This is a genomic window from Rhizobium sp. CB2179 (genome assembly GCF_057653455.1).
The window spans coordinates 90,095-114,009 of sequence record NZ_JBYGKR010000003.1; the positions used below are offsets into that span (position 1 = coordinate 90,095).

At 60.3% G+C, this 23,915-nt stretch carries 28 protein-coding genes; 14 read left to right on the top strand and 14 right to left on the bottom strand.

The window, feature by feature from the left end; translation table 11 throughout:
- Nucleotides 1–83 precede the first annotated feature (83 nt).
- Nucleotides 84–1,979 (bottom strand): bifunctional sugar phosphate isomerase/epimerase/4-hydroxyphenylpyruvate dioxygenase family protein, encoded by a 1,896-nt coding sequence (locus AC244Q_RS28715; RefSeq protein ID WP_128407522.1) that lies wholly within the window; start codon nt 1,977–1,979, stop codon nt 84–86.
- 250 nt (nt 1,980–2,229) lie between these two features.
- On the opposite strand from AC244Q_RS28715, the gene AC244Q_RS28720 reads away from it, so the two are divergent.
- The 7 genes from AC244Q_RS28720 to AC244Q_RS28750 all read left to right on the top strand — a co-directional run bounded on the left by AC244Q_RS28720 (nt 2,230) and on the right by AC244Q_RS28750 (nt 7,734).
- Nucleotides 2,230–3,060 carry a transporter substrate-binding domain-containing protein gene (locus AC244Q_RS28720; RefSeq protein ID WP_017996795.1) on the top strand — a complete coding sequence of 277 codons (831 nt, stop codon included), beginning with the start codon at nt 2,230–2,232 and terminating at the stop codon, nt 3,058–3,060.
- Between the two features lie 111 nt (nt 3,061–3,171).
- Nucleotides 3,172–3,603 carry a type II 3-dehydroquinate dehydratase gene (locus AC244Q_RS28725; protein WP_487764163.1) on the top strand — a complete coding sequence of 144 codons (432 nt, stop codon included), beginning with the start codon at nt 3,172–3,174 and terminating at the stop codon, nt 3,601–3,603.
- A 31-nt stretch (nt 3,604–3,634) separates the two neighbouring features.
- The gene (locus AC244Q_RS28730; RefSeq protein WP_003553649.1) at nt 3,635–4,303 is read left to right on the top strand and encodes an amino acid ABC transporter permease; all 669 of its coding nucleotides are present in this window, start codon (nt 3,635–3,637) and stop codon (nt 4,301–4,303) included.
- A 10-nt stretch (nt 4,304–4,313) separates the two neighbouring features.
- Entirely contained in the window at nt 4,314–4,955 is a 642-nt protein-coding gene (locus tag AC244Q_RS28735; protein ID WP_128407524.1) for an amino acid ABC transporter permease, read from the top strand.
- Between the two features lie 53 nt (nt 4,956–5,008).
- The gene (locus AC244Q_RS28740; RefSeq protein ID WP_128407525.1) at nt 5,009–5,773 is read left to right on the top strand and encodes an amino acid ABC transporter ATP-binding protein; all 765 of its coding nucleotides are present in this window, start codon (nt 5,009–5,011) and stop codon (nt 5,771–5,773) included.
- Nucleotides 5,774–5,831: 58 nt separating this feature from the next.
- Nucleotides 5,832–6,899 (top strand): Gfo/Idh/MocA family protein, encoded by a 1,068-nt coding sequence (locus AC244Q_RS28745; RefSeq protein ID WP_128407526.1) that lies wholly within the window; start codon nt 5,832–5,834, stop codon nt 6,897–6,899.
- 4 nt (nt 6,900–6,903) lie between these two features.
- Nucleotides 6,904–7,734, top strand: a complete 831-nt coding sequence (locus AC244Q_RS28750) for a shikimate dehydrogenase family protein (protein ID WP_128407527.1) — start codon at nt 6,904–6,906, stop codon at nt 7,732–7,734.
- A gap of 266 nt (nt 7,735–8,000) precedes the next feature.
- Here AC244Q_RS28750 and AC244Q_RS28755 read toward each other — a convergent pair whose 3' ends face one another.
- Together AC244Q_RS28755 and AC244Q_RS28760 are read right to left on the bottom strand one after the other, a co-directional pair.
- Nucleotides 8,001–8,876, bottom strand: coding sequence for a hypothetical protein (locus AC244Q_RS28755; protein WP_128407528.1), 876 nt, complete (start codon nt 8,874–8,876; stop codon nt 8,001–8,003).
- A 276-nt stretch (nt 8,877–9,152) separates the two neighbouring features.
- Nucleotides 9,153–9,899 (bottom strand): hypothetical protein, encoded by a 747-nt coding sequence (locus AC244Q_RS28760; protein WP_128407529.1) that lies wholly within the window; start codon nt 9,897–9,899, stop codon nt 9,153–9,155.
- A 182-nt stretch (nt 9,900–10,081) separates the two neighbouring features.
- On the opposite strand from AC244Q_RS28760, the gene AC244Q_RS28765 reads away from it, so the two are divergent.
- Entirely contained in the window at nt 10,082–10,495 is a 414-nt protein-coding gene (locus AC244Q_RS28765) for a hypothetical protein (protein ID WP_128407530.1), read from the top strand.
- Nucleotides 10,496–10,563: 68 nt separating this feature from the next.
- Nucleotides 10,564–10,701, top strand: a complete 138-nt coding sequence (locus tag AC244Q_RS28770) for a hypothetical protein (protein WP_164902363.1) — start codon at nt 10,564–10,566, stop codon at nt 10,699–10,701.
- 139 nt (nt 10,702–10,840) lie between these two features.
- On the opposite strand, the gene AC244Q_RS28775 is transcribed toward AC244Q_RS28770, so the two are convergent.
- Entirely contained in the window at nt 10,841–11,608 is a 768-nt protein-coding gene (locus AC244Q_RS28775) for an SDR family oxidoreductase (RefSeq protein ID WP_033183766.1), read from the bottom strand.
- Between the two features lie 126 nt (nt 11,609–11,734).
- Between AC244Q_RS28775 and AC244Q_RS28780 the strand changes: the two genes are divergently transcribed.
- Nucleotides 11,735–12,124, top strand: coding sequence for a helix-turn-helix domain-containing protein (locus AC244Q_RS28780; protein WP_206641117.1), 390 nt, complete (start codon nt 11,735–11,737; stop codon nt 12,122–12,124).
- Here AC244Q_RS28780 and AC244Q_RS28785 read toward each other — a convergent pair.
- The 5 genes from AC244Q_RS28785 to pcaD all read right to left on the bottom strand — a co-directional run bounded on the left by AC244Q_RS28785 (nt 12,121) and on the right by pcaD (nt 15,953).
- Nucleotides 12,121–13,167, bottom strand: coding sequence for a 3-carboxy-cis,cis-muconate cycloisomerase (locus AC244Q_RS28785; protein ID WP_128407532.1), 1,047 nt, complete (start codon nt 13,165–13,167; stop codon nt 12,121–12,123). The two genes, AC244Q_RS28780 and AC244Q_RS28785, sit on opposite strands and share 4 nt — an antisense overlap.
- A 202-nt stretch (nt 13,168–13,369) precedes the next feature.
- The gene (gene pcaG / locus AC244Q_RS28790) at nt 13,370–13,981 is read right to left on the bottom strand and encodes a protocatechuate 3,4-dioxygenase subunit alpha (RefSeq protein WP_012763509.1); all 612 of its coding nucleotides are present in this window, start codon (nt 13,979–13,981) and stop codon (nt 13,370–13,372) included.
- Between the two features lie 2 nt (nt 13,982–13,983).
- Nucleotides 13,984–14,733 carry a protocatechuate 3,4-dioxygenase subunit beta gene (gene pcaH / locus AC244Q_RS28795; RefSeq protein ID WP_128407533.1) on the bottom strand — a complete coding sequence of 250 codons (750 nt, stop codon included), beginning with the start codon at nt 14,731–14,733 and terminating at the stop codon, nt 13,984–13,986.
- Between the two features lie 9 nt (nt 14,734–14,742).
- Nucleotides 14,743–15,147 (bottom strand): 4-carboxymuconolactone decarboxylase, encoded by a 405-nt coding sequence (gene pcaC / locus AC244Q_RS28800; protein WP_012763507.1) that lies wholly within the window; start codon nt 15,145–15,147, stop codon nt 14,743–14,745.
- Nucleotides 15,144–15,953, bottom strand: coding sequence for a 3-oxoadipate enol-lactonase (gene pcaD / locus AC244Q_RS28805; RefSeq protein WP_012763506.1), 810 nt, complete (start codon nt 15,951–15,953; stop codon nt 15,144–15,146). The genes pcaC and pcaD overlap by 4 nt, the downstream gene beginning before the upstream one ends.
- A gap of 94 nt (nt 15,954–16,047) precedes the next feature.
- On the opposite strand from pcaD, the gene pcaQ reads away from it, so the two are divergent.
- Nucleotides 16,048–16,965 (top strand): pca operon transcription factor PcaQ, encoded by a 918-nt coding sequence (pcaQ, locus tag AC244Q_RS28810; RefSeq protein ID WP_128407534.1) that lies wholly within the window; start codon nt 16,048–16,050, stop codon nt 16,963–16,965.
- Between the two features lie 398 nt (nt 16,966–17,363).
- Here pcaQ and AC244Q_RS28815 read toward each other — a convergent pair whose 3' ends face one another.
- Nucleotides 17,364–17,939 carry an acyloxyacyl hydrolase gene (locus tag AC244Q_RS28815; RefSeq protein ID WP_128407535.1) on the bottom strand — a complete coding sequence of 192 codons (576 nt, stop codon included), beginning with the start codon at nt 17,937–17,939 and terminating at the stop codon, nt 17,364–17,366.
- Nucleotides 17,940–18,168: 229 nt separating this feature from the next.
- On the opposite strand from AC244Q_RS28815, the gene AC244Q_RS28820 reads away from it, so the two are divergent.
- Together AC244Q_RS28820 and AC244Q_RS28825 are read left to right on the top strand one after the other, a co-directional pair.
- Nucleotides 18,169–18,690 (top strand): MbcA/ParS/Xre antitoxin family protein, encoded by a 522-nt coding sequence (locus AC244Q_RS28820; RefSeq protein WP_128407536.1) that lies wholly within the window; start codon nt 18,169–18,171, stop codon nt 18,688–18,690.
- Nucleotides 18,687–19,382: an RES family NAD+ phosphorylase gene (locus AC244Q_RS28825; RefSeq protein ID WP_128407537.1), complete on the top strand. Its 696-nt coding sequence runs from the start codon at nt 18,687–18,689 to the stop codon at nt 19,380–19,382. Before AC244Q_RS28820 ends, AC244Q_RS28825 begins: the two co-directional genes overlap by 4 nt.
- On the opposite strand, the gene AC244Q_RS28830 is transcribed toward AC244Q_RS28825, so the two are convergent.
- On the bottom strand, nt 19,379–20,020 hold the full coding sequence (locus tag AC244Q_RS28830) for an alpha/beta hydrolase family protein (protein WP_128407538.1): 642 nt from the start codon (nt 20,018–20,020) through the stop codon (nt 19,379–19,381). The two genes, AC244Q_RS28825 and AC244Q_RS28830, sit on opposite strands and share 4 nt — an antisense overlap.
- A 70-nt stretch (nt 20,021–20,090) precedes the next feature.
- Here AC244Q_RS28830 and AC244Q_RS28835 point away from each other — a divergent pair, with 70 nt between their 5' ends.
- Nucleotides 20,091–20,273, top strand: coding sequence for a hypothetical protein (locus AC244Q_RS28835; RefSeq protein ID WP_003548476.1), 183 nt, complete (start codon nt 20,091–20,093; stop codon nt 20,271–20,273).
- A gap of 577 nt (nt 20,274–20,850) precedes the next feature.
- On the opposite strand, the gene AC244Q_RS28840 is transcribed toward AC244Q_RS28835, so the two are convergent.
- Genes AC244Q_RS28840 through AC244Q_RS28850 form a run of 3 tightly spaced genes read right to left on the bottom strand, consistent with a single transcriptional unit; the run spans nt 20,851 to nt 23,200 of the window.
- The gene (locus tag AC244Q_RS28840; protein WP_017996775.1) at nt 20,851–21,609 is read right to left on the bottom strand and encodes a GIY-YIG nuclease family protein; all 759 of its coding nucleotides are present in this window, start codon (nt 21,607–21,609) and stop codon (nt 20,851–20,853) included.
- Nucleotides 21,606–22,787, bottom strand: coding sequence for a DNA cytosine methyltransferase (locus AC244Q_RS28845; RefSeq protein WP_128407539.1), 1,182 nt, complete (start codon nt 22,785–22,787; stop codon nt 21,606–21,608). The genes AC244Q_RS28840 and AC244Q_RS28845 overlap by 4 nt, the downstream gene beginning before the upstream one ends.
- Nucleotides 22,787–23,200, bottom strand: a complete 414-nt coding sequence (locus AC244Q_RS28850; protein ID WP_128407540.1) for a very short patch repair endonuclease — start codon at nt 23,198–23,200, stop codon at nt 22,787–22,789. Before AC244Q_RS28850 ends, AC244Q_RS28845 begins: the two co-directional genes overlap by 1 nt.
- Nucleotides 23,201–23,915 lie beyond the last annotated feature (715 nt).

Sequence of the window (23,915 nt, forward strand, 5' to 3'; positions counted from 1 at the left end):
TTTCCGTCCGGAATGCGCAAAAGAAAAGGTTAGAGCGCGGCTCTGCGCTTTCATGAAAAGCTGCGCCGCCCCTAACCCATGGCTCAAAAGGCGTCTTTCGGAATTCCTTCCGGACGCATCTGTTTCTTCAGGGCGGCGATCCGGAAAATCGCGTTCGGGGCGCCATAGCCGCGGTAGCCGCGGCGTTCGACGATCTCGAAGAAGAACCCCTCTCCATAGGTTCCGCTGTAGAGCTGGAAATATTCGCCATGCTCATCGCGGTCATAGAGGATGTTTTCCGCCTTCAGCCGCTCGGTCAATGCAGGATCGAGACCGAAGCGGGCTTCGACGTCGTCGTAGTAGTTCGGCGAAATGTGCAGCGATCTGAAACCGCAAACACGAAGGCTTCCCGCGGTCGCGAAGATGTCGTCGGTCAAAAACGCCAGGTGCTGGATGCCGGCCCCGAATTTTTCGGCGATGAAATGTCCCGCCAGGGTGCGACGATTTTCGGCGCCGTTCATGGTGATGCGCAGCGCCCCGGTGTCGTTCTCGACGACTTGACTGCGCACCACTCCGGCCGGATCGATGATATCGACCATCGGGGTCTTCCGCGTCTCGAAAATCGACGTGTAGAATAGAAGCCAGGTGAGCATTTCATCGTAACCCACCGTCTGGGCGACGTGATCAATGCGCAACAGCCCCGCGGACGGCGCGTCGGTATCGTCCGTGACCGGCTGAAAGTCGATTTCGGAGAAGCGACCCAATGCGCTCTTGTCGTCGATGAGATAGATGATCCCGCCCCCGACACCCCGAATGGCAGGCAGCTCGAGTTCACCGTCCGCGACAGGCTGGGTGAATGGCTCGGCATCCAAGGCGAGCGCGCGCTCATAGGCCTTGGCGGCATCGTCGACGACTAGCGCCATGGCATATGCAAAAGTACCGTGAACGGCGTAAGCGGCGTTGGCGAATCCCGCCTGATCGACATTGACGAGGATCCGTATCTCGCCCTGCTCGAAAAGAGAGACTTTCTTCGTGCGGTGGATTGCCGTCCTTTTGAAACCGAGGGTGCGCAGCAATGCGACCAGCTCGACTTCGTCTTCCTCGTCCGTGGCGAACTCGACGAATCCGACGCCCTTGACGGAAGGCCTTTCCGGCATCGCCGCTCCGGTCATGCTGCCGATGCCGAGATGGCGTCGGACCTGATCGCCAAGATAGATCAGCGAGCGGTGGCCATCGGCGGCAATCGCCCGCGACAGACCGCCTCGAAACTGGTCGTTGAAGATCTCCAGGGAGAAATAGCCATCATAACCTGTCGCCGCGACGGCTTCGGTAAACGCCGTGACGGGAAGATCGCCTTCCCCTGGCATGTTTCGGAAGTGGCGGCTCCAATAGAGCAGGTCCATGTCGATCAGCGGGGCATCGGCAAGCTGGACGATGAAGATTTTCTCTTTGGGAATTGAGCGGATCGAATTGACGTCGATCTTGCGCGACAAAGTGTGGAAGCTGTCGAGGATAAGACCGATATTCGGATGATCGGCGCGACGGACGATCTCCCAGGCGTCGCGGTGGTCGCTGATATGCCGGCCCCAGGCAAGCGCCTCGTAGCCCACCCTCAGTCCCCGCCGGGCGGCACGCTCGCCGAGTTCGTGAAAGTCCGCCGCCGCCCGGTCGATGCCGCCGATGGCTGCCGGCGAGACGTTGGAGCAGACCAGCACCAGATCCGTTCCGAGCTGCTGCATCACGTCGAACTTCCGTTCCGCGCGATCAAACGTTCGGCTTCGCAGCGGCTCCGGCATGCCCTCGAAATCACGAAACGGCTGAAACAGGGTGATCTCCAGGCCATGATCGCGGACGAGTTTTCCGACATCAGCCGGGCTTCCGTCAAAGGCGAGGAAATCATTTTCGAAGATCTCGACGCCGTCGAAGCCCGCTCGGGCGATCGCCTCGAGCTTCTCGGGAAGTTCGCCGCTGATCGTTACAGTCGCAATCGAGGTCCTCATGTCAAAGCCCTTCCGATATCGGTGCGAGATAAAACGAGCGCCGAACACGATGATGCGTTCCAGAAAACCGCTCGCTACTATTATGGCAAATGTCGTGAGGAATTCAAATAGCGTGTCTTATTATAAATTCTCATATGATTTTGAAAAACTCTGTTGATTTGCGCGTCCGTCTCTGGCAATCATGCCTCTCACAGTCAAAAGGTGAGGTTGACTGTCCGGTCCATGGACCGTTCCAAGGAGGAGAAATTACATGTTCAAGTCTATGCTAACGCGTCGAAACGCGATGCTCGGAGCCGCCGCCCTCGTGGCAGCCGTCACCCTGGCGCAGCCGGCCGCCGCCGTCACGCCCGATGAAATCAAGGCTCGTGGCAAGATCATCGTCGGAATTCAGGGCGACAATCCGCCTTGGGGCTTTGTGACCAGCGGCGGCAAGCAGGACGGCCTCGACGCCGACATCGCAACGCTGTTTGCCAAGGAACTCGGCGTTTCCGTCGAGTTCGTGCCGCTTGAAGTCAACAACCGCATTCCGGCACTGACGGCCGGCCGAGTCGACGTTCTATTCGCAACGATGGCGATGTTGCCGGATCGCGCAAAAGCCGTGCAGTTCAGCAAGCCCTATGTTGCCAATGCCATCGTCCTGATCGGTCCGAAAAAGGCTGAGATCAAAACCAATGCCGACATGGCCAAGTTCACGGTCGGCGTCGCCAAGGGAGCTGCTCAGGACACGCAGGTCACCAAGAACGCGCCGCCCAGCACCACCATCCGCCGCTATGACGGAGACGCCGCGAGCGTCCAGGCCCTGGTGTCCGGCCAGGTCGAAACGCTCGGCGGCAACATCTTCTACATGGACCGGCTGGAGAAGGCCCGTCCGGGCGAATTCGAAAACAAGCTTGAATTCCAGAAGCTCTACAACGGTGCTTGCACGCGTCTCGGCGAAAAGGAAATCAATGCGGCGCTCAATACGTTCATCGACAAGATCAAGGCCAACGGCGAGCTCAAGGCCGTCTACGACAAGTGGATGAAGGTTCCGGTTCCGGAATTCCCGGAAACGCTGGAAGGCATTCCGTTCGCGGCGAAGTGAAAGCTCATAGATCGAGCGTTTAGTCGAGGAGGTGGGCATCCCTGGGGATGCCCGCCAACGCTACCATCATGTTTCGAGACCGGCTTCGGCCCGCGTCCGGGAGCGCGACCAATTTTTGTGCTGAATGGACCCAATCTCAATCTTCTGGGTCAGCGCGAGCCGGCAATCTACGGGATCACGACGCTGGCCGACATCAACAAAAGATGCGTCGCCAAGGCACGGTCTTTGGGGTTCGACGTCGAGTTTCGGCAGACCAATTTCGAGGGCGAACTGGTTGAGAGCGTGCACCAGGCCCGGACCGATGCTTGTGGCATCATCATCAATCCCGCCGGTTATACCTTCACATCGATCGCTCTTCTCGATGCCTTGAAAATGTTCGATCCGCCGAAGATCGAACTGCACATCTCCAATGTCCATGCGCGCGAGAGCATCTACCACAATTCGCTGATCTCGCGCGTTGCCACGGCGATCATGATCGGCTTTGGGGCCGATGGCTACGAACTGGCTATCCAGGCGATGGCTGGAATGGTCAAGCGGGACTGAATTTTCAGGAAGACGGACCGGAAGGATCGCCATGAATTATAAGTTGGATTTCACCCCGGTCATAGATGGCCTGCCGAACCTTCTGCTCGGCTGCCTCGGGACATTCCTGCTTGCCATTTGTGGGATGCTGCTGGCGATCGTCATCGGAATTGGCGGCGTTGCGCTGCGCGACTCTGCCCTGAAGCCAGCACGATGGCTGGTCATCGCCTTCGTCGAATTGATCCGCAACACGCCTTTTCTGGTGCAGATCTTCTTCATCTACTTCGCGCTTCCGCTGACGGGCATCAGGCTGGATCCGACGCCGACGGCGATTATCGCGCTTGGCATCAACGGCGGCGCCTACGCAATCGAGATCATTCGCGGCGGCGTCCAGTCGATCCCGAAGGGTCAGATGGAAGCGGGTTTGGCCCTTGGTCTGCACAAGGCTCAGGTCTTCCGGCTGATCATTCTCAAGCCGGCATTGCGGGCGATCTATCCGTCTTTGACCAGCCAGTTCGTCCTGTTGACGCTGACCACCAGCATTGCATCGGCGATCTCGGCCTACGAGCTGACGTCCGTTTCGCAGCGCATCGAATCGGAGAGCTTCCGCAGCTTCGAGGTCTACTTCACCGTCACGGTTTTCTATTTCGTGATCTCCTGGCTGATGATGCGCATCTTCGCGCTGTTTTCGGCGCGCTACTTCAAATATCCGGTCAAGTAGGAGGAATTCCATGGGTCAAGAAGAATTCGTCTTCCTCCTGATCGGCCTGAAATGGACCGTGCTCCTGTCGGCCGTCGGCTTTGTCTGCGGCGGCGTTGCAGGGCTCGGCGTCGCTCTTGCGCGCGCCTCGGGCATACCGCTGCTGGAACGTCTGACGGCCGGCTATATCGCCGTCTTCCAGGGAACCCCGCTGCTGATGCAGCTTTTCGTCGTCTATTACGGCCTGGCCCTGGTGGGGCTGATGCTCGATTCCTGGGTGGCCGTTGCCATCGGCCTGACGCTGCATGCCAGTGCCTATCTCGGCGAGATCTGGCGCGGATCGATCGAAGCGGTTCCGCGCGGCCAGACGGAAGCGGCAAAGGCTCTCAGCCTCAGATACATCTCGCGCATGAAGGATGTCATCCTGCCGCAGGCGCTGCGCATTTCGCTGCCCGCCACGATCGGCTTCCTGGTGCAACTGATCAAGGGCACCTCGCTTGCGTCGATCGTCGGCTTCACCGAGCTGACGCGGGCCGGCAACATCATCTCCAACCAGATCTTCCAACCGCTGACGGTCTTCGGCGTCGTCGGCATTCTCTATTTCCTAATGTGCTGCCCACTGACGATTCTTGGTGCTCGCCTCGAACGAAGGTTCGCCGCCTCCGCGCGCTGATCCGCATCCCTCGTCTTCGACGCGGTCCAGCCCACCAATATGGAGTTCTACCGATGACCAGTCCCAGTCCCGCTCAAGGCGCGGAAACCATGATCACCATGGAGCGGGTGGAGAAGTGGTATGGCGCTTTTCAAGCCCTGCGCGACATCAACATATCGGTTCGCAGCGGCGAGAGGATCGTCCTGTGCGGGCCCTCCGGCAGCGGCAAGTCGACGCTCATTCGCTGCATCAACCATCTCGAGACCTACGAGAAAGGTGAAATCCGCGTCGGCGGAATTCTTCTCGGCAATCAGGCCAAGACCATCGATGCGATCCGTCGTGAGGTCGGCATGGTCTTCCAGCAGTTCAATCTGTTTCCGCATCTGACCGTGCTGCAGAACTGCATGCTGGCGCCGATGAAGGCAGCCGGGATCAGCAGGGCGGAGGCCGAGGAACGGGCACGCGGGCTGCTCGAGCGGGTCAAGATCCTGGAGCAGGCCGACAAATATCCGGTGCAGCTTTCGGGCGGCCAGCAGCAGCGCGTCGCCATCGCCCGCGCGCTTTGCATGCGGCCGAAAGTCATGCTGTTCGACGAGCCGACGTCGGCGCTTGACCCCGAGATGGTCAAGGAGGTGCTGGATACGATGATCGGGCTGGCCGATGAGGGCATGACGATGATCTGCGTCACCCACGAAATGGGCTTTGCCCGCCAGGTCGCCGATCGCGTGATCTTCATGGCCAGCGGCGCGATCGTCGAGGAAGCCCCGCCTGCCGAGTTCTTCACAAACCCACAGCATGAGCGAACCAGGAAATTCCTTGGAGAAATCCTGCGGAAATAAGGGGCTCAAGGTCGATGCGTCTGACAAATATACCTCTGGCAGATTCCAGGAGCCGGCAATGAAGCCACTGGAGATTGCAGTCATGGGAGCCGGCCTGATCGGCAGGCGCCACGTCGAGCGTGTCATCTCCGAGCCCGGAACCGTTCTCTCGGCGGTGATCGATCCTTCCGCCGCCGGTCGCGACTTTGCCGAGACTGTCGGCGCCCGGTGGTACCGGAGCTTCTTAGACATCCGCGTTGAGGACAGGCCTCACGGCGTGATCGTCGCAACGCCGAACCAGCTTCACGTCGAGAATGGAATGGAGATCGTCGCTGCCGGCATCCCTGTCCTGATCGAGAAACCGATCGCCGACGATGTCGATGCTGCCGCAGGACTGGTTGCCGCCGGCGAGAAGGCGGGCATACCGCTGCTGGTTGGCCATCACAGGCGCCACAATCCGATGATCCAGGCGGTCAAACAGATCGTCGACGGCGGAAGGCTTGGCCGGATCGTCACGGTGCACGGCACGTTCTGGGTCGCCAAGCCCGACGACTATTTCGATATCCCCTGGCGGCGCGAAGGGGGCGCCGGCCCGGTCTTCGTCAACCTGATCCACGATGTCGATCTCTTCCGATATTTCTTCGGCGAGGTCGAAGCCGTCCATGCGATGGAATCCCACGCCGTGCGGAACCATGCCGTCGAGGATACGGCTGTCGTCACGCTGCGTTTCGCAAACGGAGTGCTTGCAACCCTCAACGGCAGTGATGCCGCGGCCGCGCCCTGGAGCTGGGAGACGACCACCGGCGAAAACCCCGCTTTTCCCCATTACGATCAATTCTGCTACCAGATCGGCGGCACCAAGGGTTCTCTCGGAATTCCAGATCTGACGCTGTGGACAAGCCTTTCGAGGCCCGATTGGCTGGAGCCGCTTGCCGAGGAGCGCGTGCCCTACGCAGCTGCCGATCCCCTTTGCGTTCAGCTCAGACATTTTTGCGACGTCATTCGTGGCGATGCCCCGCCTCTGGTGAGTGGCCGCGAGGGCCTTGCCACGCTCAGGGTCGTCGAGGCGATCAAGAGATCGGCGGGCGCGGGACAGATGATCCACCTCTCCAACGCCAGCGCCTCTTCCGATCCCCAGAAAGTCTGACCACATGATCACCGGGACGACCAAACTCATCGCGCACCTCGGCTATCCGACGGAGTCCTTCAAGGCCCCGCTGATCTACAATCCGTACTTCGAGAAGAACGGAATTGATGCCGTCGTCGTGCCGATGGGCTGCAGGCCGGCGGACTATCCAGTATTTTTGAAACTTCTGTTCCGACTATCCAATATCCACGGTGCTCTGATCACCATGCCGCACAAGATTTCGACGATGGCGCTGCTCGACGAAACGTCGACCAACGCCAAAGTCGCCGGTTCGTGCAATGCAGTGCGTCTCGGTTCGGACGGCAGGCTGGTCGGTGACATGTTCGATGGCGAGGGCTTCGTTCGGGGCGTCTTGCGCAAGGGTAAAAAGGTTGAAGGAGCGCGTGCGCTCATTGCCGGTGCCGGCGGCGTCGGCTCGGCGATTGCGGCGTCCTTGGCACAGGCGGGGGTGGAGCATCTGGCGATCTTCGACGCCAATGAGACGACCGCGACCGCGCTGCTGGACAGGCTGAGGAAATACTATCCGCAGCTTGAAGTGACGGTCGGCTCCGCCGATCCTGAAGGTTTCGATATCGTCGTCAACGCGACACCCCTCGGCATGCGGCGCGGTGACCCGCTGCCGATCGATATCGACCGCATCTCGCCCTCGACCTTCGTCGGCGAAGTCGTGATGACCAAGGAGATAACCCCTTTTCTCGAGGCCGTGCGGGCGCGCGGCTGTGCATTTCAGGTTGGGACGGACATGTTGTTCGAACAGATCCCCGCCTATCTCGAATTCTTCGAATTCCCGACGACGACGGCCGACAATCTGCGGGCAATCGCCAAACTCGGATGATGCGATTTTAACGCATGATGCCAAAAGGTGTGAGGGGTTTCGAAGGACCTTGCTCTCGCCAAACTCGCTTCAGCCAAAACCTGGATGCGCTCTAAACTTGAACCAGCTCTCGATGACGAGCAAGGCGCAAACTTCTGGCTTCACGTTGGGCAGTCGAGCGCGGCGTTGGCCGACCGTGAGATTACACCGGATGTTCGGAGTAAGGGAAATGGCCAGAAAATGTGCCCTCATCTTCCGTGCGATATCGCCTTTATTTTCGAGTTTAATCAGCACCGCGACAGCGAATAACCAAGTCCCCCAAGTCCTTCAAACCCCTGCCGCCCAGACATAAGTTTCTTGACTGATTCGTCCATACCGCTAGACCGATCAAGTCCCGCGCCCGTCATCCCGAAGACGATTCGTTGCCCATCACGCCTAATATAATACAGCATATACTGGCCGCTCCCGGTCGAATCTGGCCAAGCCACGATTTCCCCCCTTGATAAAAGAACGTATCTCATTCTTGTCGCACCAGGCGTACTTGCGAAGGATGCGCTCAATGTTCTGTCGTTCAACACGCTAACGCGGACATACGGCAGCTTGTTACGACAATAAATTCCATTGAGGTCATCACCGCCGAGGTTTGCCGAGGCAGTCTTCTGTCGAGCTGCTTCTTCCCGTACGTTGGCCCCCGCAGCATCCAAGCGGATTTTCAAGTCTTCTTCCGTAACCTCCGCCAGATTTGGCTCACCGTTCTGGCCTGGCTCAAAGAGGTAGTAGTGTTGAGCTTGGGCAGCGTAATGAGTGCCTTTCCAGATGATAGTATACTCGGTCGGTGCATTTCCGTCCTCGCAGCGCAACCCTTGTGAAGACATCGCGGGGAGCTTGACCTCCGTTTCGTCGCAACCCTGAGCCTCGTCCTCGAAATTAAACGGGATCACCTGGTTCGTGACGTTGCCAATAATTACAGGTGAGCCCCGCTTCCACGTATACATTCTTCCCCAACTTTGTTTGTTCTGCCACTTCCTCCCTTCACTGATGAAATGGTCGTAGAATTCGTAGATGGCAATCCCCGTGGTCACTGGCTCGGCGTTGGGAATTGAGGGATAGCTGAAGCCAAAAATTGCACAGGCGGCCGCAAATTTGGTCAGTGAACACTTCATGTCCATACCTCCACTAGGGGAACTAGAATACTCCCTTTCCTTGCCCTCACATACAGGCGCTCGCTTTTATGCGGTGATGTGACCGTTATCGCCTGGTGAGGCGCCCCAGTTCGGCCTCTATCACAGCTAGCGACTTTTCCACGGCAGCTCTGTCGTCACCCGTGATACTTGCTAGCCGACTGCGCAACCGCTCGCGTTCTCGTTCGAGCCTCGGGCGCTTTTTATTCTGGTCATAGCAATCCATTTCCGAGTTTTCGTCTTTTGGTAACGGTGACATTATTTGTCTTCCTCCTTCATAGATGGTGCCTTCGAACTCACTCCTCTCAGGTATTGCTTGAAATGCTCGACCACGGGCGCGAAGACTTCGAAATGGAATTCGGTAGCAACCGGGCCAGCTCTGATCTTCCATTGCCGAGCGCCAACGGGCGGGTCCGCATCCCATAGACCGACGGATACCATCTGAACGATTTTCGCCCGCACGGCCCCCTGCTGGGCCCCTGGCTCATACAGGTATAAATCCAGAAGGTCGCCGAGATTGACGCTTCCTATCGTGTTGGGGTCTTCTCCCGATGCCTTGGCCTTGAGATACGATCTCATCAGCCGCTCGTGCAGAAACCACTCGGCCAGATTTGTTGAGGCGTCATTATAGCTGTTTGCAAACTTCGGCAGCGCATCGGTCTCGTTCAGGATGCCAATCATGCGGCAAGCCCCCTCGCCAAAGGTTTTCAGCCGAAGACCCGAAAGCCGAAGGTCCAAGCGGATGTTGTCGGCCGTTTCTTGAAGTTGTGGCAATGGAGCGTCTTCTATCTGGACCCACGGCTCCGGCTTTCCGATTCCTCCCTGGGGAGTGGGGGTGTGATCGTATTCGAGCAAGAAGTCGTGCGTTCGACTTGCGCTGCTCTTCACCAAGTCGCGGATTTCCTGCTGGCCAAACCACTCCTTGAATTGGGTTACTAGCTCGGCTGCCTCCTCAGCTTTCACGGTGCTGAGATGGAGCGGCATGATCGGACGAGCAACTGACATTGACCCCCCTTTTTTCAATCCCCGGCGATAGTAGATGTTTTACCTACGATTTGAAATCCATGATAAAAAGTCTTAGAAAAGAGCAATAAAATCAATACTTTACGACGAATTAGCAATGTCGTATGTTTTCTCCATCGAAACGACGACGGGGTGTTGTCGGAGCTTAAACGAAGGAGACTAACATGGTATTCAAGGCTGTCATTGGAACGGTCGCCGGCTTCGCCGGGCTGATCGGGGTTCTCTCGGCGGTGCCCGCCGACATGTCCCAGCTTCGCTACATCGATCGCTGCGTTACGCAGATGATGATGCCCATGCCCATGGGCTGCGGCCCCTACAATATCGACCTCACGAAGGCCGACGAACAGAAGTCCTACGAGGAGGCGATCCTCCTGTTCTTTTTGAATGGGTCGTCGCGTGTGGCGTCTCTGTTCGTTTCCCTCGAACCGACCGAGGATATCGATCAGAGGCTCGTCGCCCTGCCTGCCGAAAAAATCGGCGGCAAGTTCGAGCTGGCTTCGGTCACTTCGACTTCCGGGAGCCAGGTCGAAACTGCTGGCTTGCTGCAGTGGTTGATCGCGGGGATCATCCTCGTTTAGGTCCCAGAAATGAAAAGGGGAGGTTACGGCCTCCCCTTTTTTGTTGTCTATTTGCAGACCGAGGATGCATGAGCGATTTCATCGCGCAGCGCGTCGTTCGTGCTCCCGATTGCAACGAAGATGGCACCGGAGTTCGTCGGGAAGGTCAGCTTACTACCGTCATAGAGATCGCGAAGAGGCTGCCGCCGCCGGCGGCGAAATCATAGTCGATCGATACCCGATCCCCCTCATCAAGGGCGGTCCTGACCACGGAGTAGGCCTGTCCGCTGTATCGCTGAACCCACTTGCGGGCCAGCCAGGAGGCCCTCGCTCCCCACCGCGCGGAGACAAGCGCGGACGTAGGAGCTAGAGCGAGGCTGTGATGCCGCCGTCGACGGTCAGCATATGGCCGTTGACGAAGGAGGAGGCATCCGAGGCCAGGAAGACGGCGGCGCCGACGAGCTCCTTGACCTCGCCCCAGCGGCCGGCCGGCGTGCGGGTTTCCAGCCAGCCGGAAAACTTCGGATCGTCGACGAGCGCCTGGTTGAGCGGCGTGCGGAAATAGCCGGGCGCGATCGCATTGACCTGCAGGCCGTATTTCGCCCAGTCGGTCGCCATGCCGCGCGTGAGGTTCTTCACCGCGCCCTTGGTCGCGGTATAGGGCGCGATGCCGGGACGGGCGAGTTCGGCCTGGACGGAGGCGATGTTGATGATCTTGCCGCGGCCCCGCGATATCATCGCCTGGGCGACCGGCTGACTGACGTAGAACAGGCTGGAGACGTTGGTCTTGAAGATCTCGTCCCATTTGTCGACCGGGAAGTTCTCCAGCGGTGCGCGGAATTGCATGCCGGCATTGTTGACGAGGATGTCGATCGGGCCGATCTCCGCCTCGATATAGGCGATGGCGGTTCGGCTCGCCTCCGCATCGGTGACGTCGAAGGCGGCACTGACGGCGTGGCGATGGCTGCGACGGATATCTTCAGCGGCGGCCTCGGCCTTCTGCGCATTGCGGCCGTTGATGATGATCGAGGCGCCGTGCTCGGCAAGCCCGACCGCCAATGCGCGGCCGATGCCCTGGCTGGAGCCGGTGACGAGGGCGCGGCGGCCGGAGAGATCGAAGAGGGGGAAGGTCAAGAGGCTGCTCTCATCTACTTGAAGGACATAGCACCCGGTGCTACTTGAAGACATGGTGGAACGGCTTTTAAAACCGGCTGGGTTACCAAGGCAGCTCGCAAAGCGCGGATATCGGATTCCGAACTATTGAAAGCTATCAGGCAGGTTGCGGAAGGCAAGGCCGATGATCTGGGCGGCGTCTGGAGATCGAACATGGCAAAAAGCATTCAGTACAAGAGCGATGCGTTCGAGGCGATTCACGCGTCCGCGAAGGCTATGCATAAAATAGGAACGATCGACAAGGAAACCATGCGCTCCTTCGATGAGAGCTGCCTGGTTTCGCCGCACGCATTTGGTCCCAAGGCCATCAAGGCATTGCGGGAAAGCAATCGCGTCAGCCAGCCGGTTTTCGCCCGATATCTAAATACCAGCGAATCCACCGTGCAGAAGTGGGAAAGCGGAGCCAAAAGGCCAAGCGGGATGGCGTTGAAGCTGCTCTCGATCGTGCAGAAGCACGGACTTCAGGTTCTGAGCTAGGCCGTTCCAAGCCTCTTGATATTTCCCGTCAGCTCCTTGGCCAGCCGCAGGCTGGCGGCGGTTGCCATCGTCATTTGCGGCAGCAACAGCCATTCGAGCGTCCAGGCGGCGCCCGAGCGTTCCTGTTCGTGGACCAAGGACTGGTGGATGCCCGATAGGAGAGTGGCGTTGAAGCGGGCGAGCGAGACGAGGACTTCGGCGGAAACGGGGTTCTGCTTGTGCGCCATCGCCGACGAAGTGCCGCCGCCCGAGATTTCGATTTCATCGCCGGCCTGGGCAAGCAGCGCGATATCCTGGCCCATCTTGCCGAGACTGCCCGATATCGATGCGAACAGGCCGGCAATATCGGCGATCGGCAGACGCCCGCTCTGCCATTGCGGCGCGTCTGTGAGGCCGAGTTCCTGGGCGAGCGAGGCACGGATGGCGGCAGCCTGCGATCCGACCTTGTCCAGCGTGCCGGCCGCACCACCGAACTGAACGGGAAAGCTCTGTTCGGTCAGGCGGTCGCGATAGGTCGTCAGCGGCTCCCGCCACGCGTTGAGGCGATCAGAGACGGTGATCGGGATCGCCGCCTGCATGCGGGTATGACCCATCAACTGGTTCCGGCCGAACTGGCCGTCCAGCGCATCGAGCCCCGCGGCGATGGTGGAAAGCCGGCCGGCAAACAGGAAGACGACCGCCTTCAGGCGGATCATCAGGCTGGTATCGATGACGTCCTGGCTGGTCGCGCCGAGATGCAGGCTCTTGGCCGCTTCCTCGCCGACGTCAGCGCGCAGCTGCTTGACGAGGTCGGGAACGACGACACCATCCCTTGCCGTTGCCGATCGAAGACTGGAGATCTCGGGTGAGAAGGCAGCGCAGGTGTCGGCGATGCGCCTTGCGGCTTCGGCGGGAATGAGGCCATGAGCCGCTTCAGCCTTGGCGAGGGCGGCCTCGAAGGAGAGCATGGCCCGTATATCGGCCTCGGCGGAGAAATAGGGCGCGATTTCGTCGTCGCCGAGCAGGCCGGAAAGGAAAGGATGGTCGAAGGGCGATGCGGTCATGATCGTCTCGGTTTGTGGTGGTGGCCACTTCATCCGGCTGCCGCCACCTCTCCCCACGGGGGAGAAGAGGCTCGAGGCGGCGTCCGCGCTTTATGGGCAGGTGATATCGTGGCACGTCCCCTCCCGCCGCGGGGAGAGGGTAGGGTGAGCTGGAGGCTACTTGCCCGGAGCCCTGCGAACAAGCGACTTGCGCGGCCCGCCCTCAGATATCGAGAAACACCGTCTCCTTCGGACCCTGCAGATGGATGTCGAAATGACAGGTCGCGCCGTCGCGGGTGGCGATCATCGTTGCGACGCGCTCGCGATGTTCGATACGGGAAAGCAATGGGTCGGCGGCGTTGGCCTCCGTCTCTTCCGGGAAATACATGCGCGTGTGCAGGCCGATATTGATGCCGCGGGCGACGATCCAGAAGGTGACGTGCGGGGCTTGTCCGCGGCCGTCCTTGAAGGGGACGCGGCCGGGCTTGACGGTCTCGAAGCTGTAGACGCCGTCCTCGGCGCGGGTCGGGCAGCGGCCCCAGCCGGTGAAATTGGGATCGGCGGCACCGCGCATCTCCGACGGGCTGTTGTAGAGGCCGGCGCTGTCGGCCTGCCAGATCTCGATGACCGCATCGCGCACCAATGCGCCTGCGCCATCGAAGATCCGGCCGGTGACGGTGATGCGTTCGCCGAGGGTCTTGTCGTTGACCATCGCGACGCCGAGATCGGTGTCGTAGACGCCCGAGATGTCGCAGAAATTCGGCGTCAGGCCGATATGGACATAGGGGCCCGCCGTCTGCGACGGGGTTTCCTTGAGATAGCCGAGCTGCTGCATGGTCAGTTGCCCTCCGGTCTGTTTTCGAACATCGTCGAGCGGCGGCCGCGCAGGACGATATCGAATTTATAGGCGCGTGAATCCATCGGGATGGTGTTGCCCCAGTCGAGCGGCGCGATCAACTGCTCGATCGCCGCCTTGTCGGGGATGGTGCCGACGATCGGACATTTCCAGATCATCGGATCGCCTTCGAAATACATCTGGGTGATCAGGCGCTGGGCAAAGCCATGGCCGAAGATCGAGAAATGGATATGGGCGGGACGCCAGTCGTTGATGCCGTTCGGCCAGGGATAGGCGCCGGGGCGGACGGTGCGGAAGTGATAACGGCCATCCTCGTCGGTGATGGCGCGGCCGCAGCCGCCGAAATTCGGGTCGATCGCCGCCAGATAGGTTTCTTTCTTGTGGCGGTAGCGGCCGCCGGCATTGGCCTGCCAGAACTCGACCAAGGCGCCTGGAACCGGCTTTGCCCGCTCGTCGAGCACGCGGCCATGGACGATGATGCGCTCGCCGATCGCGCTTTCGCCGGGCTGCGCGTAGTTCAGGATCAGGTCGTTGTCGAGTTCGCCGATCATCGAATGGCCGAAGACCGGACCGGTCGTTTCTGAAATCGTGCCGTCGAGCGATAGCAGCGCGCGCTGCGGCGCGCGCAGCACCGAGGTCTTGTAGCCCGGCGTCAGCGCCGGCGCATGCCAGGCGCGGTCGCGGGCGAAGAAGCCGCCGGTCTCGGGCTTGCGGTTCGGTCGTTCGGACATGTTCCTCCCTCAGGCCGCCTTTTCGGCGTCCATCTGTTCAAAAGCCTGCTTCGCGATCTTGATCGCGTGATTGGCGGCGGGAACGCCGGCGTAGATCGCCACATGCAGCAGCGCCTCGCGGATATCCTCGCGGGTCGCCCCCGTATTGGCGGTGGCGCGCACATGCATGGCGACCTCGTCGTCCTGGCCAAGCGCGGCAAGCAGAGCGATCGTGATCATCGAGCGCTCGCGCTTCGTCAGCGCCGGGCGCGACCAGACATGGCCCCAGGCGGCTTCGGTGATCAGCTCCTGGAAGGGACGGTCGAACTCCGTCGCAGTCGTGGCGGCGCGATCGACATGGGCGTCGCCGAGCACGGCGCGGCGGGTCGCCATGCCCTGGCGATAGCGCTCGGAGGAGGACGCGGTCTCATTCATGGGCTGACTTCTCCAGGCGGAATGGATGTGAGGAAGGCGCGGATGATCGCCGTCAGTGCCTCCGGCTGCTCGACGCAGGGAATGTGCGCGCAATTGGGGATGACCTCGTAGCGGGCGTCGGAGATCAGCTTCGCGGTCGAAAGCACGAGATCGGGCGGCGTCGAGCCATCCTGGTCGCCGACGATGCAGATCGTCGGGACGGTGATCGTCTTCGTGACCTCGGTGAAGTCGGCATCGCGGATCGCGGCGCAGGCGGCGAGATAGCCTTCGACTGGCTGGCGCGTCAGCATGTTGCAATAGCCGGCATAGGCGGTACTCTCGGGCCGGCGGAAGGCGGGCGTGAACCAACGCTCCATGACCGCGTCGACGATGCTGGCGATGCCGTTTTTTTCGACGGCGGCGATGCGGGCGTTCCAGCTGTCGGCCGTGCCGATCTTGTGGGCGGTGTCGCAGAGGATCAGCGCGCGGACCAGGTCCGGCCGGCGGTGATAGAGCGACTGGGCGATGAGACCGCCAACGGAGAGGCCGCAGATGACGGCATCCTTGACCGATAGCAGATCGAGAAGTCCGGCGAGATCCGTCGCGTGGTCCTCGATCGACGAGGGAAGCTGGCCGACATCGGAAAGGCCGTGGCCGCGCTTGTCGTAAAGCACGATCGCGAATTCACCGGCAAGCCGCACCACGACATCACGCCAGATGCGGAAATCCGTGCCCAGCGAATTGGCGAAGACGATTACCGGCCTGTCGGCGGGGGCACCAATAATCTGATAATGGATCGTCACGTCGTTTATGCGGGCGAATTGCACGTCACTCTCCTCCTGTTGGTCAAATTGACTGGTTGATCCGGTTAAGTAAAATGATATTTATTGGGGTTTCGATAACCGTGGAGTTATGCGAGCGATGATCGACAGCCGGGTCAAGTTCCGCCATCTGCAAACCTTTGTCGAGGTGGCGCGGCAGAAGAGCGTCATGAAGGCCGCCGAATTGCTCCATGTCAGCCAGCCGGCGGTCACCAAGACGATCCGCGAACTGGAACAGGTCCTGGGTGTCGATGTCTTCGAGCGCGACGGCCGCGGCATCAAGATCACCCGCTACGGCGAGGTCTTCCTGCGCCACGCTGGCGCGGCACTGACGGCGCTGCGTCAGGGTCTCGATTCCGTCTCGCAGGAGCAGTTTTCCGATGCGCCGCCGATCCGGATCGGCGCCCTACCGACGGTGTCATCGCGCATCATGCCGCGGGCGATGGACCTCTTCCTCAAGGAAAAGACCTGGAGCCGGGTGAAGATCGTCACCGGCGAGAACGCGGTGCTCCTGGAGCAGCTTCGCGTCGGTGATCTCGACCTCGTCGTCGGACGTCTGGCCGGGGCCGAGAAGATGGCGGGCTTTTCCTTCGAGCATCTTTATTCCGAGCAGGTGGTGTTTGCCGTGCGCGCCGGCCATCCGCTGCTCGACGGCCGGCAATCGCCGTTTGCCAGCTTCGGCAACTATGCGGTGCTGATGCCGACGCGCGGTTCGATCATCCGGCCGGTGGTCGAAAATTTCCTCATCGCCAACGGCGTTTCCAGCCTGCCGAACCAGATCGAGACGGTGTCGGATTCCTTCGGCCGCGCATTCCTCAGGGCAAGTGATGCGATCTGGATCATTTCCAACGGCGTCGTGGCCGGCGATGTCGCCGACGGGCGGCTGGCGCTTCTGCCGATCGATACCGGCGAGACCAAGGGGCCGGTCGGCTTGACGATGCGCGCCGATGCCGTGCCGTCCCTGCCGCAATCGATCCTGATGCAGACGATCCGCGAGGCGGCAGGCGAGGTTGCCTGAAGCAGCGAAGGTCGGATCGAAGAAGGATCTGGGCCGGCGCGCAACGGACGCGACGGCGAAATTCGTCGTGACGCTTTCGGTCTGGGTGAATAAGCGCATGCTGCCAAAACAAGCTTCCGAGCCGTCATGGTGAATGACGCCGGAAGATCGTTCCACCGGGCGAGAAGATCACCCGGCTCCGGAAGGTCGGTTCGCGGCCGCAATTGGTACTCGTCCGCTTTCAGGCCAGCGTGCGATGAGGTCCGGCTCGATCGGGATGGCCTGCATGGTCATCAGCTCTCGAAAGCCCTGAGCGCGGGTTCCGCTCTTTTAGCCTTTGTCGGGGCGGCGCGCGGCAGGAAAATGCTCGCCATCAACTGCGGGCCGGCAACTACTCAGCTCGGGAAAAGCAGCTGTGCTTAGAACTTGTAGCCGACCTGCAAGCCGGCGCGCGTCATGCCGTCGTTTGGCCCGCCGCAGAGATTGGCGTGCGATGAATGGGCGATCTGGGCCATCACATTCCAGTGCGGATTGAAACGATAGCCGGCGCCCAGATATTCGTGGAAAAGGACGCGACAGCCGAGTTCCGGGCCGTCGTCATCGCCGTCGAGCTCGCCGGTATGAATGACGCCGCCGAAGCCGGCTTCGGCAAAAAGCTTCTCGTTGAAATCGACCGTCCAGGTGAATCCGGTGAAGAACTGGGTGGCCTCGCCTGACGTGCCGATCGAGGTGCCGAGATGAACACGAGGATGCAGCAGCTGTTGCTGCCAGCCGACCGCAGTGTTGTAGCCGAAGGGATCGAAGAGAGCGGTAATCTCCGGAAAGACGCCGTCTTCCCTGGAATGGCCCGATTGTACGGAGGCCGAGACGCCGAAGCGTAGTTCATCGAATATCTGCTCGCCGGCGGTCGCCGAGCCCGCAACCGAGATGGCGGCTGCTGCCAATGATGCCATACCCAAAAAACGCAACGCGACCGTTCCGAAGTCGACCCTCATTTGTTGTCCTTTGATTCGCGTCGGGCGGGAATAAGGAAGAGGTAACATTGGCGCTACGGTTGGCAAAGACGTTTTGCGGAAAAGGCGTGGTGATTTCCAACTTATATTCCCCACGGGCTGCTGCTTGGACTATACGAGCCATCGGAGCCATCAGCAGGTGCGTTTGATCAGATGCGCTTGAAAAAAGACCAGATCTGGACTAAGTCTAGTTCAAGACGGGAGACTTATCATGCGGCATGCGCCAAGGGTGCAACGAGATGGCCGGGAAGAACAGCGGTTGGAACCCGAGCGGTTCGCTCCGATCAACCGCAAGAGGCTGAGCGCCCCGGCACTGCGAACCTTTCTGGCGATCGCCGATCTGTGGGGGCTGACCGAGGAGCAGCGTCTGCTCGTGCTCGGTTATCCCTCGCGGTCGACTTACCACAATTGGGCCAAGCAGGCGCGCGAGCACGGCTCCTTCACGCTCGATGTCGATACGCTGACCCGGATCTCGGCCGTGCTCGGCATCCATCAGGCGCTCGGCGTGCTGTTTTCCGATGAACGCGCCGGCGTCGCCTGGCTGCGCACACCGCATCAGGCGGCGGTTTTCGGCGGCCACCCGCCGCTTGATATCGTGAGCAACGGGACCCAGGACGGGTTGATGACCGTCCGTCGGTTTCTCGATGGCGCGCGAGGTGGTCTCTACATGCAGCCAAATATCCTCGACGACGCGTTCACGCCTTACGAAGATGCGGACATCGTCTTCCGGTGAGGGATCGTTTTGCCGAGGCGCCGCGTCCGTCGTTCCGGCTGATTCCGTCGCAATTTCCGCCGATCGGACTTTTTGAGACGGTGACAAGGGCGGCCGATCTCGAAGCCGTGATGGAGTTGGTCGGCTGGACCAACGACCGTCTTGTCGCCGACCGCATCCGGCGGCTTCCCGAGGCAGAGTGGGTTTATGGCACACCCAACTCCAGCATAGTGATGGCGGCGTTCCTGCATGTCGCACCCGGCGGAATGCGCTTCAATGGCCCGGATCTCGGCGCCTGGTATGCCGCCGACAATCTGAAAGCAGCCGCCGCGGAGGTCGGCCATCACCTGAGGCGCGAAGCCGTCGCGCGCGGAGTTACGACGATGGCGCGCACCTATCGAAGCTATTCGGCCAATCTGGCTGGTGATTACCTCGATATTCGCGGAGAGCAGACGCTAAGGCCCGATGTCTATGACGGCACCAGCTATGCGGCCTCGCAAGTGCTGGGAGAAGAGGTGCGCTCGAGCGGCGGCGCCGGTATCCTCTATGACAGTGTCCGGCTGAGAGGCGGCGTCAACATTGTCGCTCACCGGCCGCGCAATATCCGCGACGTGGTGCAGGTCGACCACTTCGAAATCACGGTCTCCGCCACCGACCGGCGCATCGATGTGAGGAAGCTTGCAAGTAGGCGGCGACCAAGAGGCAACGCCTAGACTGGGAGACGCTCGGCCCATGCCTTCACCGCCTTCGCCATCGTGGCGAGGTGGTCGGCAGTGGAGAAGCCGGAGATCGTCTTGCGCGGCTTGAGATCGTGGTCGCCATCCTCGAGCCAGAGGATCTCGATCCTATCGGACAGATCGTAGCCCGGCACTTCATCCCGCGTACCGAATTCGTCGCGGGTTCCCTGGCAGATCAGCGCCGGCGTCGTCAGTCTCCTGAGATGGCCGGTGCGCAGCTTCCCAGGCTGGCCGGGCGGATGGAAGGGATAGCCGAGGCAGAGCAGGCCGGCGATCTTTCCTCGACGATGGAGATCGTCGGCCACCATGCTGGCGACCCGGCCACCCATCGACTTGCCGCCGATGATCAGCGGGCCGCTAGCGCCGAGCTCGGCAATCGCCCCCTCGTATTCGGGATTGAGTGTTTCGGCGCGCGGCGGTGGTTTACGACCTTCCGAGGTACGGCGGGCCGCCATGTAGGCGAATTCGAAACGGGCGACACGGAAGCCGACGCCGGCGAGCGCATTTGCCGCCGATGTCATCGATGCCGAATCCATCGGCGCGCCGGCGCCATGCGCGAGAAGGATCGTGAAGCGCGCGTCCTCGGGCCCCAGCAGCAAAAACCTGTCAAGCATCAGTAATCCTCCATCCCATCACCGGAACCATGTCGATGGTCATGACTTCCTCCTGGAAAGGAGACAGACAATGTCGACGAATGATCAAAACGTAAAGCCCGAGCAGCGGCGACCCAAGGATGTCGGGGCCGTTCCCGAGAAACCGGAGCCGGCCGACGCGGAATCGATGGCGCCGCCGGTGGTGCAGCCGGCCGGGGTCAGGGACAAAAGCGAACGACCCGTGGTCAATCCGATCACTGGTGTCGCCTCCTGATCGACCGCGGTCGATTATCGTGTGGAACCGCTGAACCGCCTCTTGAAACCTCGGAGGAAAGGGTCCATATACCCGTCCTGCCTGAAAAATGGATGCGCGTGGTATCGACGTCGTCGAGCTGCTCGTGTCCGACAGGATAAGGGCGCTCCCCGCAAGGGTCGAGCGCCCTTTTTGCTCTACAGCCATTGTGCTCATGGCCGCTACTTGCATTCGCCTTGTCCGCCCAGTCTAGAGGGCACGGTGTTTAAGGCGTCAGCCCGCCTCGCGCGACCTCAGTGCGCTTTCTTCGACCGATTTCCGTCATACCGATTGAGTTTTGCCTGAAGGCGCGCAATTTTCTCAATCAACGTTCTCGACGGAGAGCTTTTAGGCTTTCAGAGAGAGACCTGATGAGGCGGATGTTTTCCTCGATCGCCATTCCCTTGGTGTGAGAATGCTGGTGACGTAGCTCTGCGTCCAGTTCTTAATGGCAATCCGCTTCATCGATGACAACAAAATGCAAACGCGGTATTCGCAGGCTCCGACGCGGGAGCCGAGCATTGGGCGACAAACTCCTCCCCTGGCGCCGCCATGAACACTATCGTGAAATGATTACTTCCGCCTGGGGGTATTCCCGCTCTTCCTTGTAAAGAATAATGTAGCCGGGCAAGGCCGTGGCTTGCCACCCACCGGGCAGGTGGCTCACGATGCTTTTGATCGCCTCTCGTGGTGTCATCGGCCCGCCCTTGGCGGGGAGGGACACGGATGCTAGGTCCATATGGGGTTTTCGGCTCCCACCGCCCTTTCCTTGATATCGGAAAGTGTAAGGCAGGGCATCCTTCAGCCGTGCGAGCGCGCTCGCCGCGGTCTCATTCTGATCGATGGCGAACGCCATCTCCCTATCGATGTCGATTGGGAACTTTGCGTCGAAGTTCCTTGGATCGACCCTGGTTGTGTCTCGCTCGCGGCCCGGATCGTTCGATCCGAAGCCACTACCATTCCAATCAATAGCCTTGACGCCGCCGTAATGACGGATCAGGTCAGATTCCAGATCCACGGCGGTAAACACGAACACGCGCACCGCCTTGAAGCTTACACGAGCAGGGTCGAGGCCGACGCGATGCATCACCTTGCGTGCATGGCGCGACAGGCGCTTGTGAAGGCCGGCGTCGGCATCGGTTTTGCCGATGTAAACAAGCTGATCGTCCAGAAAAAGCTGATAAACGCCTTGTTCTTCCGGAATGGCGGCGAGGTTGGTGGTGTTCAAGGGCACGGCACCCAAGCCGTCCAAAACTTCGATCAGTCGAACAAGCAGGGCTCCAGGAAGATCGAACTCAAATTCGACATAACCTGTCATGCGGCGATTCCGGAAGCCTTGAACTGCAAATGCGCGTTTACGCTCGACGCCACGACATGCGCTAGCTCAACCGGCACGGCATTACCAAGCTGACGCATGGCCTCGGACCATGATCCATGCAAACGGAAGTCGTCGGGGAAAGTTTGAAGCCGCGCGCTTTCGCGCACGGTGAAATATCGGACGCTGCCATCGGGACGCAGCAGCATGTTTTCGCCACCAGGCACGCCATGGACGCCCGCCTTGAGCGTCTTCGCCGGCTCGTCGAGCGGACTGCCCGTATGCCCCGGATATGATCTGGCTCCGGGCTGGAAACGGTGATTGAGGTAGGTCATGGATTGCTTTGGCTCGCGCTCCGGATCCGGCAGGTCGGCGATCGCGTCGCGCGTGGTCCGCCACGGCAGGGTATCCGGCTGCCGACCCAATCGCGCCACGCGTTGACGATAGCGGTCCCCTATATCCCGATCGGCCTCTCGAACTCGATGCCGATCCCAATAATCACCGTGAACCTGGTCCCACAGAAGGGCGTCCAGGGAATGAGTTTCCGCGGGAAATGCCCACTTGATATCAACGTCCGACCGGAAGCCCACGAAGACGACGCGCTCCCGACGCTGCGGCACACCATGGTTGGCGGCGTTGAGCACGCGATACACGACGCGGTATTCTAGCCCGGCGACCCGCCGGCGGCTGGTATGGTGGCGCTCTAGCCGCTGAAGGTGACCTTCCCAGCCCTCCTCGGATTTCGCGACTATGTCCGGATAGGTCATTTGCAGCAGGATGTGAGAGACGTAGGTCGCGAAACTCTCGCGGGTCAGGCCCTTGACATTCTCGAAGATGAAGGCGCGCGGCCGGGTCTCCCGGACCGCGCGGACGGCCTCTGGCCACATATCGCGGCGATCGGCGTGAGCCTGGTGCTTTCCCCCCAGGGAAAACGGCTGACATGGCGGACCGCCAGTCACAAGATCAAGCTTGCCCTCGAACCCGCGAAAGTCGACGCCACGGACGTCGCCCTCGATCGGCATGGGCCAGCCTGCGAGAGAAGCGATCCCTTTCTCGCGATTCTCGCGGATCGTGTCGCAGCACCAGCGATCCCATTCAACGACGGCTTGCGGGGTGAAACCAGCGCGGCTCACCCCCATGCCTAGGCCGCCCGCCCCGGCGAAAAGTTCGATTGCCCGCATTATCCCTCCAGGAATTGCCTTAATTTGTTCTCTAATGGTTCACTATTCCGCAATTCACATTCCCAGACAACTAAAACCTGCCAACCCCGGCCCTGAAGATTGGCTTCCGCCCTGGCATCTCGCGCCACGGTCGTCTCGAATTTCGGTTCCCAAAACTCCAACCGCGACTTCGGCAGTCGCGCGAGGCGGCAGGTGGGATCGTCGTGACGATGCCAAAAGCAGCCATGAATGAAAATGACCTTGCGGCGTTTTCCAAAGACAATATCGGGCTTTCCGGGCAATCCCTTGCCATGCAAGCGATATCGATAGCCCATCCGGTGGAGGAGGCGTCGGACCACCATCTCCGGCTTGGTGTCCCGGCTACGCACCAATCCCATTCGTATACTGCGTTCTTCTGGTGTCAGGCTGTCCATGCGACGGCCACTCTCATCTGCTTGCCGGTTCAAAATCGGTCTTCAAATTTTACCTGCCGAACTAGCGAGATAACGCCAGTGAGTGCAAGGCAGTGAACCCGCACGCCGAGGTTTTATCCCACCTTTGTCGTTGCCAGGCACCGATCACCGCTCCGATCTTGAGAACCGGCCGGTGTACACACATGATCATTGTGGGATCGCAACGCAGCGTCCACCAAATCGTAGGTTGGATGCTTCGGCGGGTGCCTTGGCCTGCTCCATCATCAACGTAAAATGACGCGATGCTCGTTAGTGAACGTGGTCGCCTCCTGATGATCGAGGGGAGGGCTGGATAGAGTTCGTCTTGGCCATAGGTCTGGCGTTTTGCGAGGTTAGCTATTTGATCTGGATGCCTAGTTCGTTGCCTCTAAGACCGCTCAGTCAGGTCTATCTCGTGAGCCGGACGCCTTTGCCCCCGGTGGGCGCGTTTCCTTCTTCAAAAAAGATGATTCCACGCTCTTCATATACGCGCTTTATGGCGTCTATTGTAACCGGTTGCGGTCCGCGCGGGCCTGCATCATCCTGTTCGACGCGGCTCACTGTGTTCGCTGTCACCCTTGCCAATTCGGCAACTTCCCGGACGCCAAGCTTCAACATCGCGCGGGCGGCTCGAGCTTGAGATGGATTCACGAAGACCTCGTATTTATTTCGATACAGGGTATTGACGTATCGACGA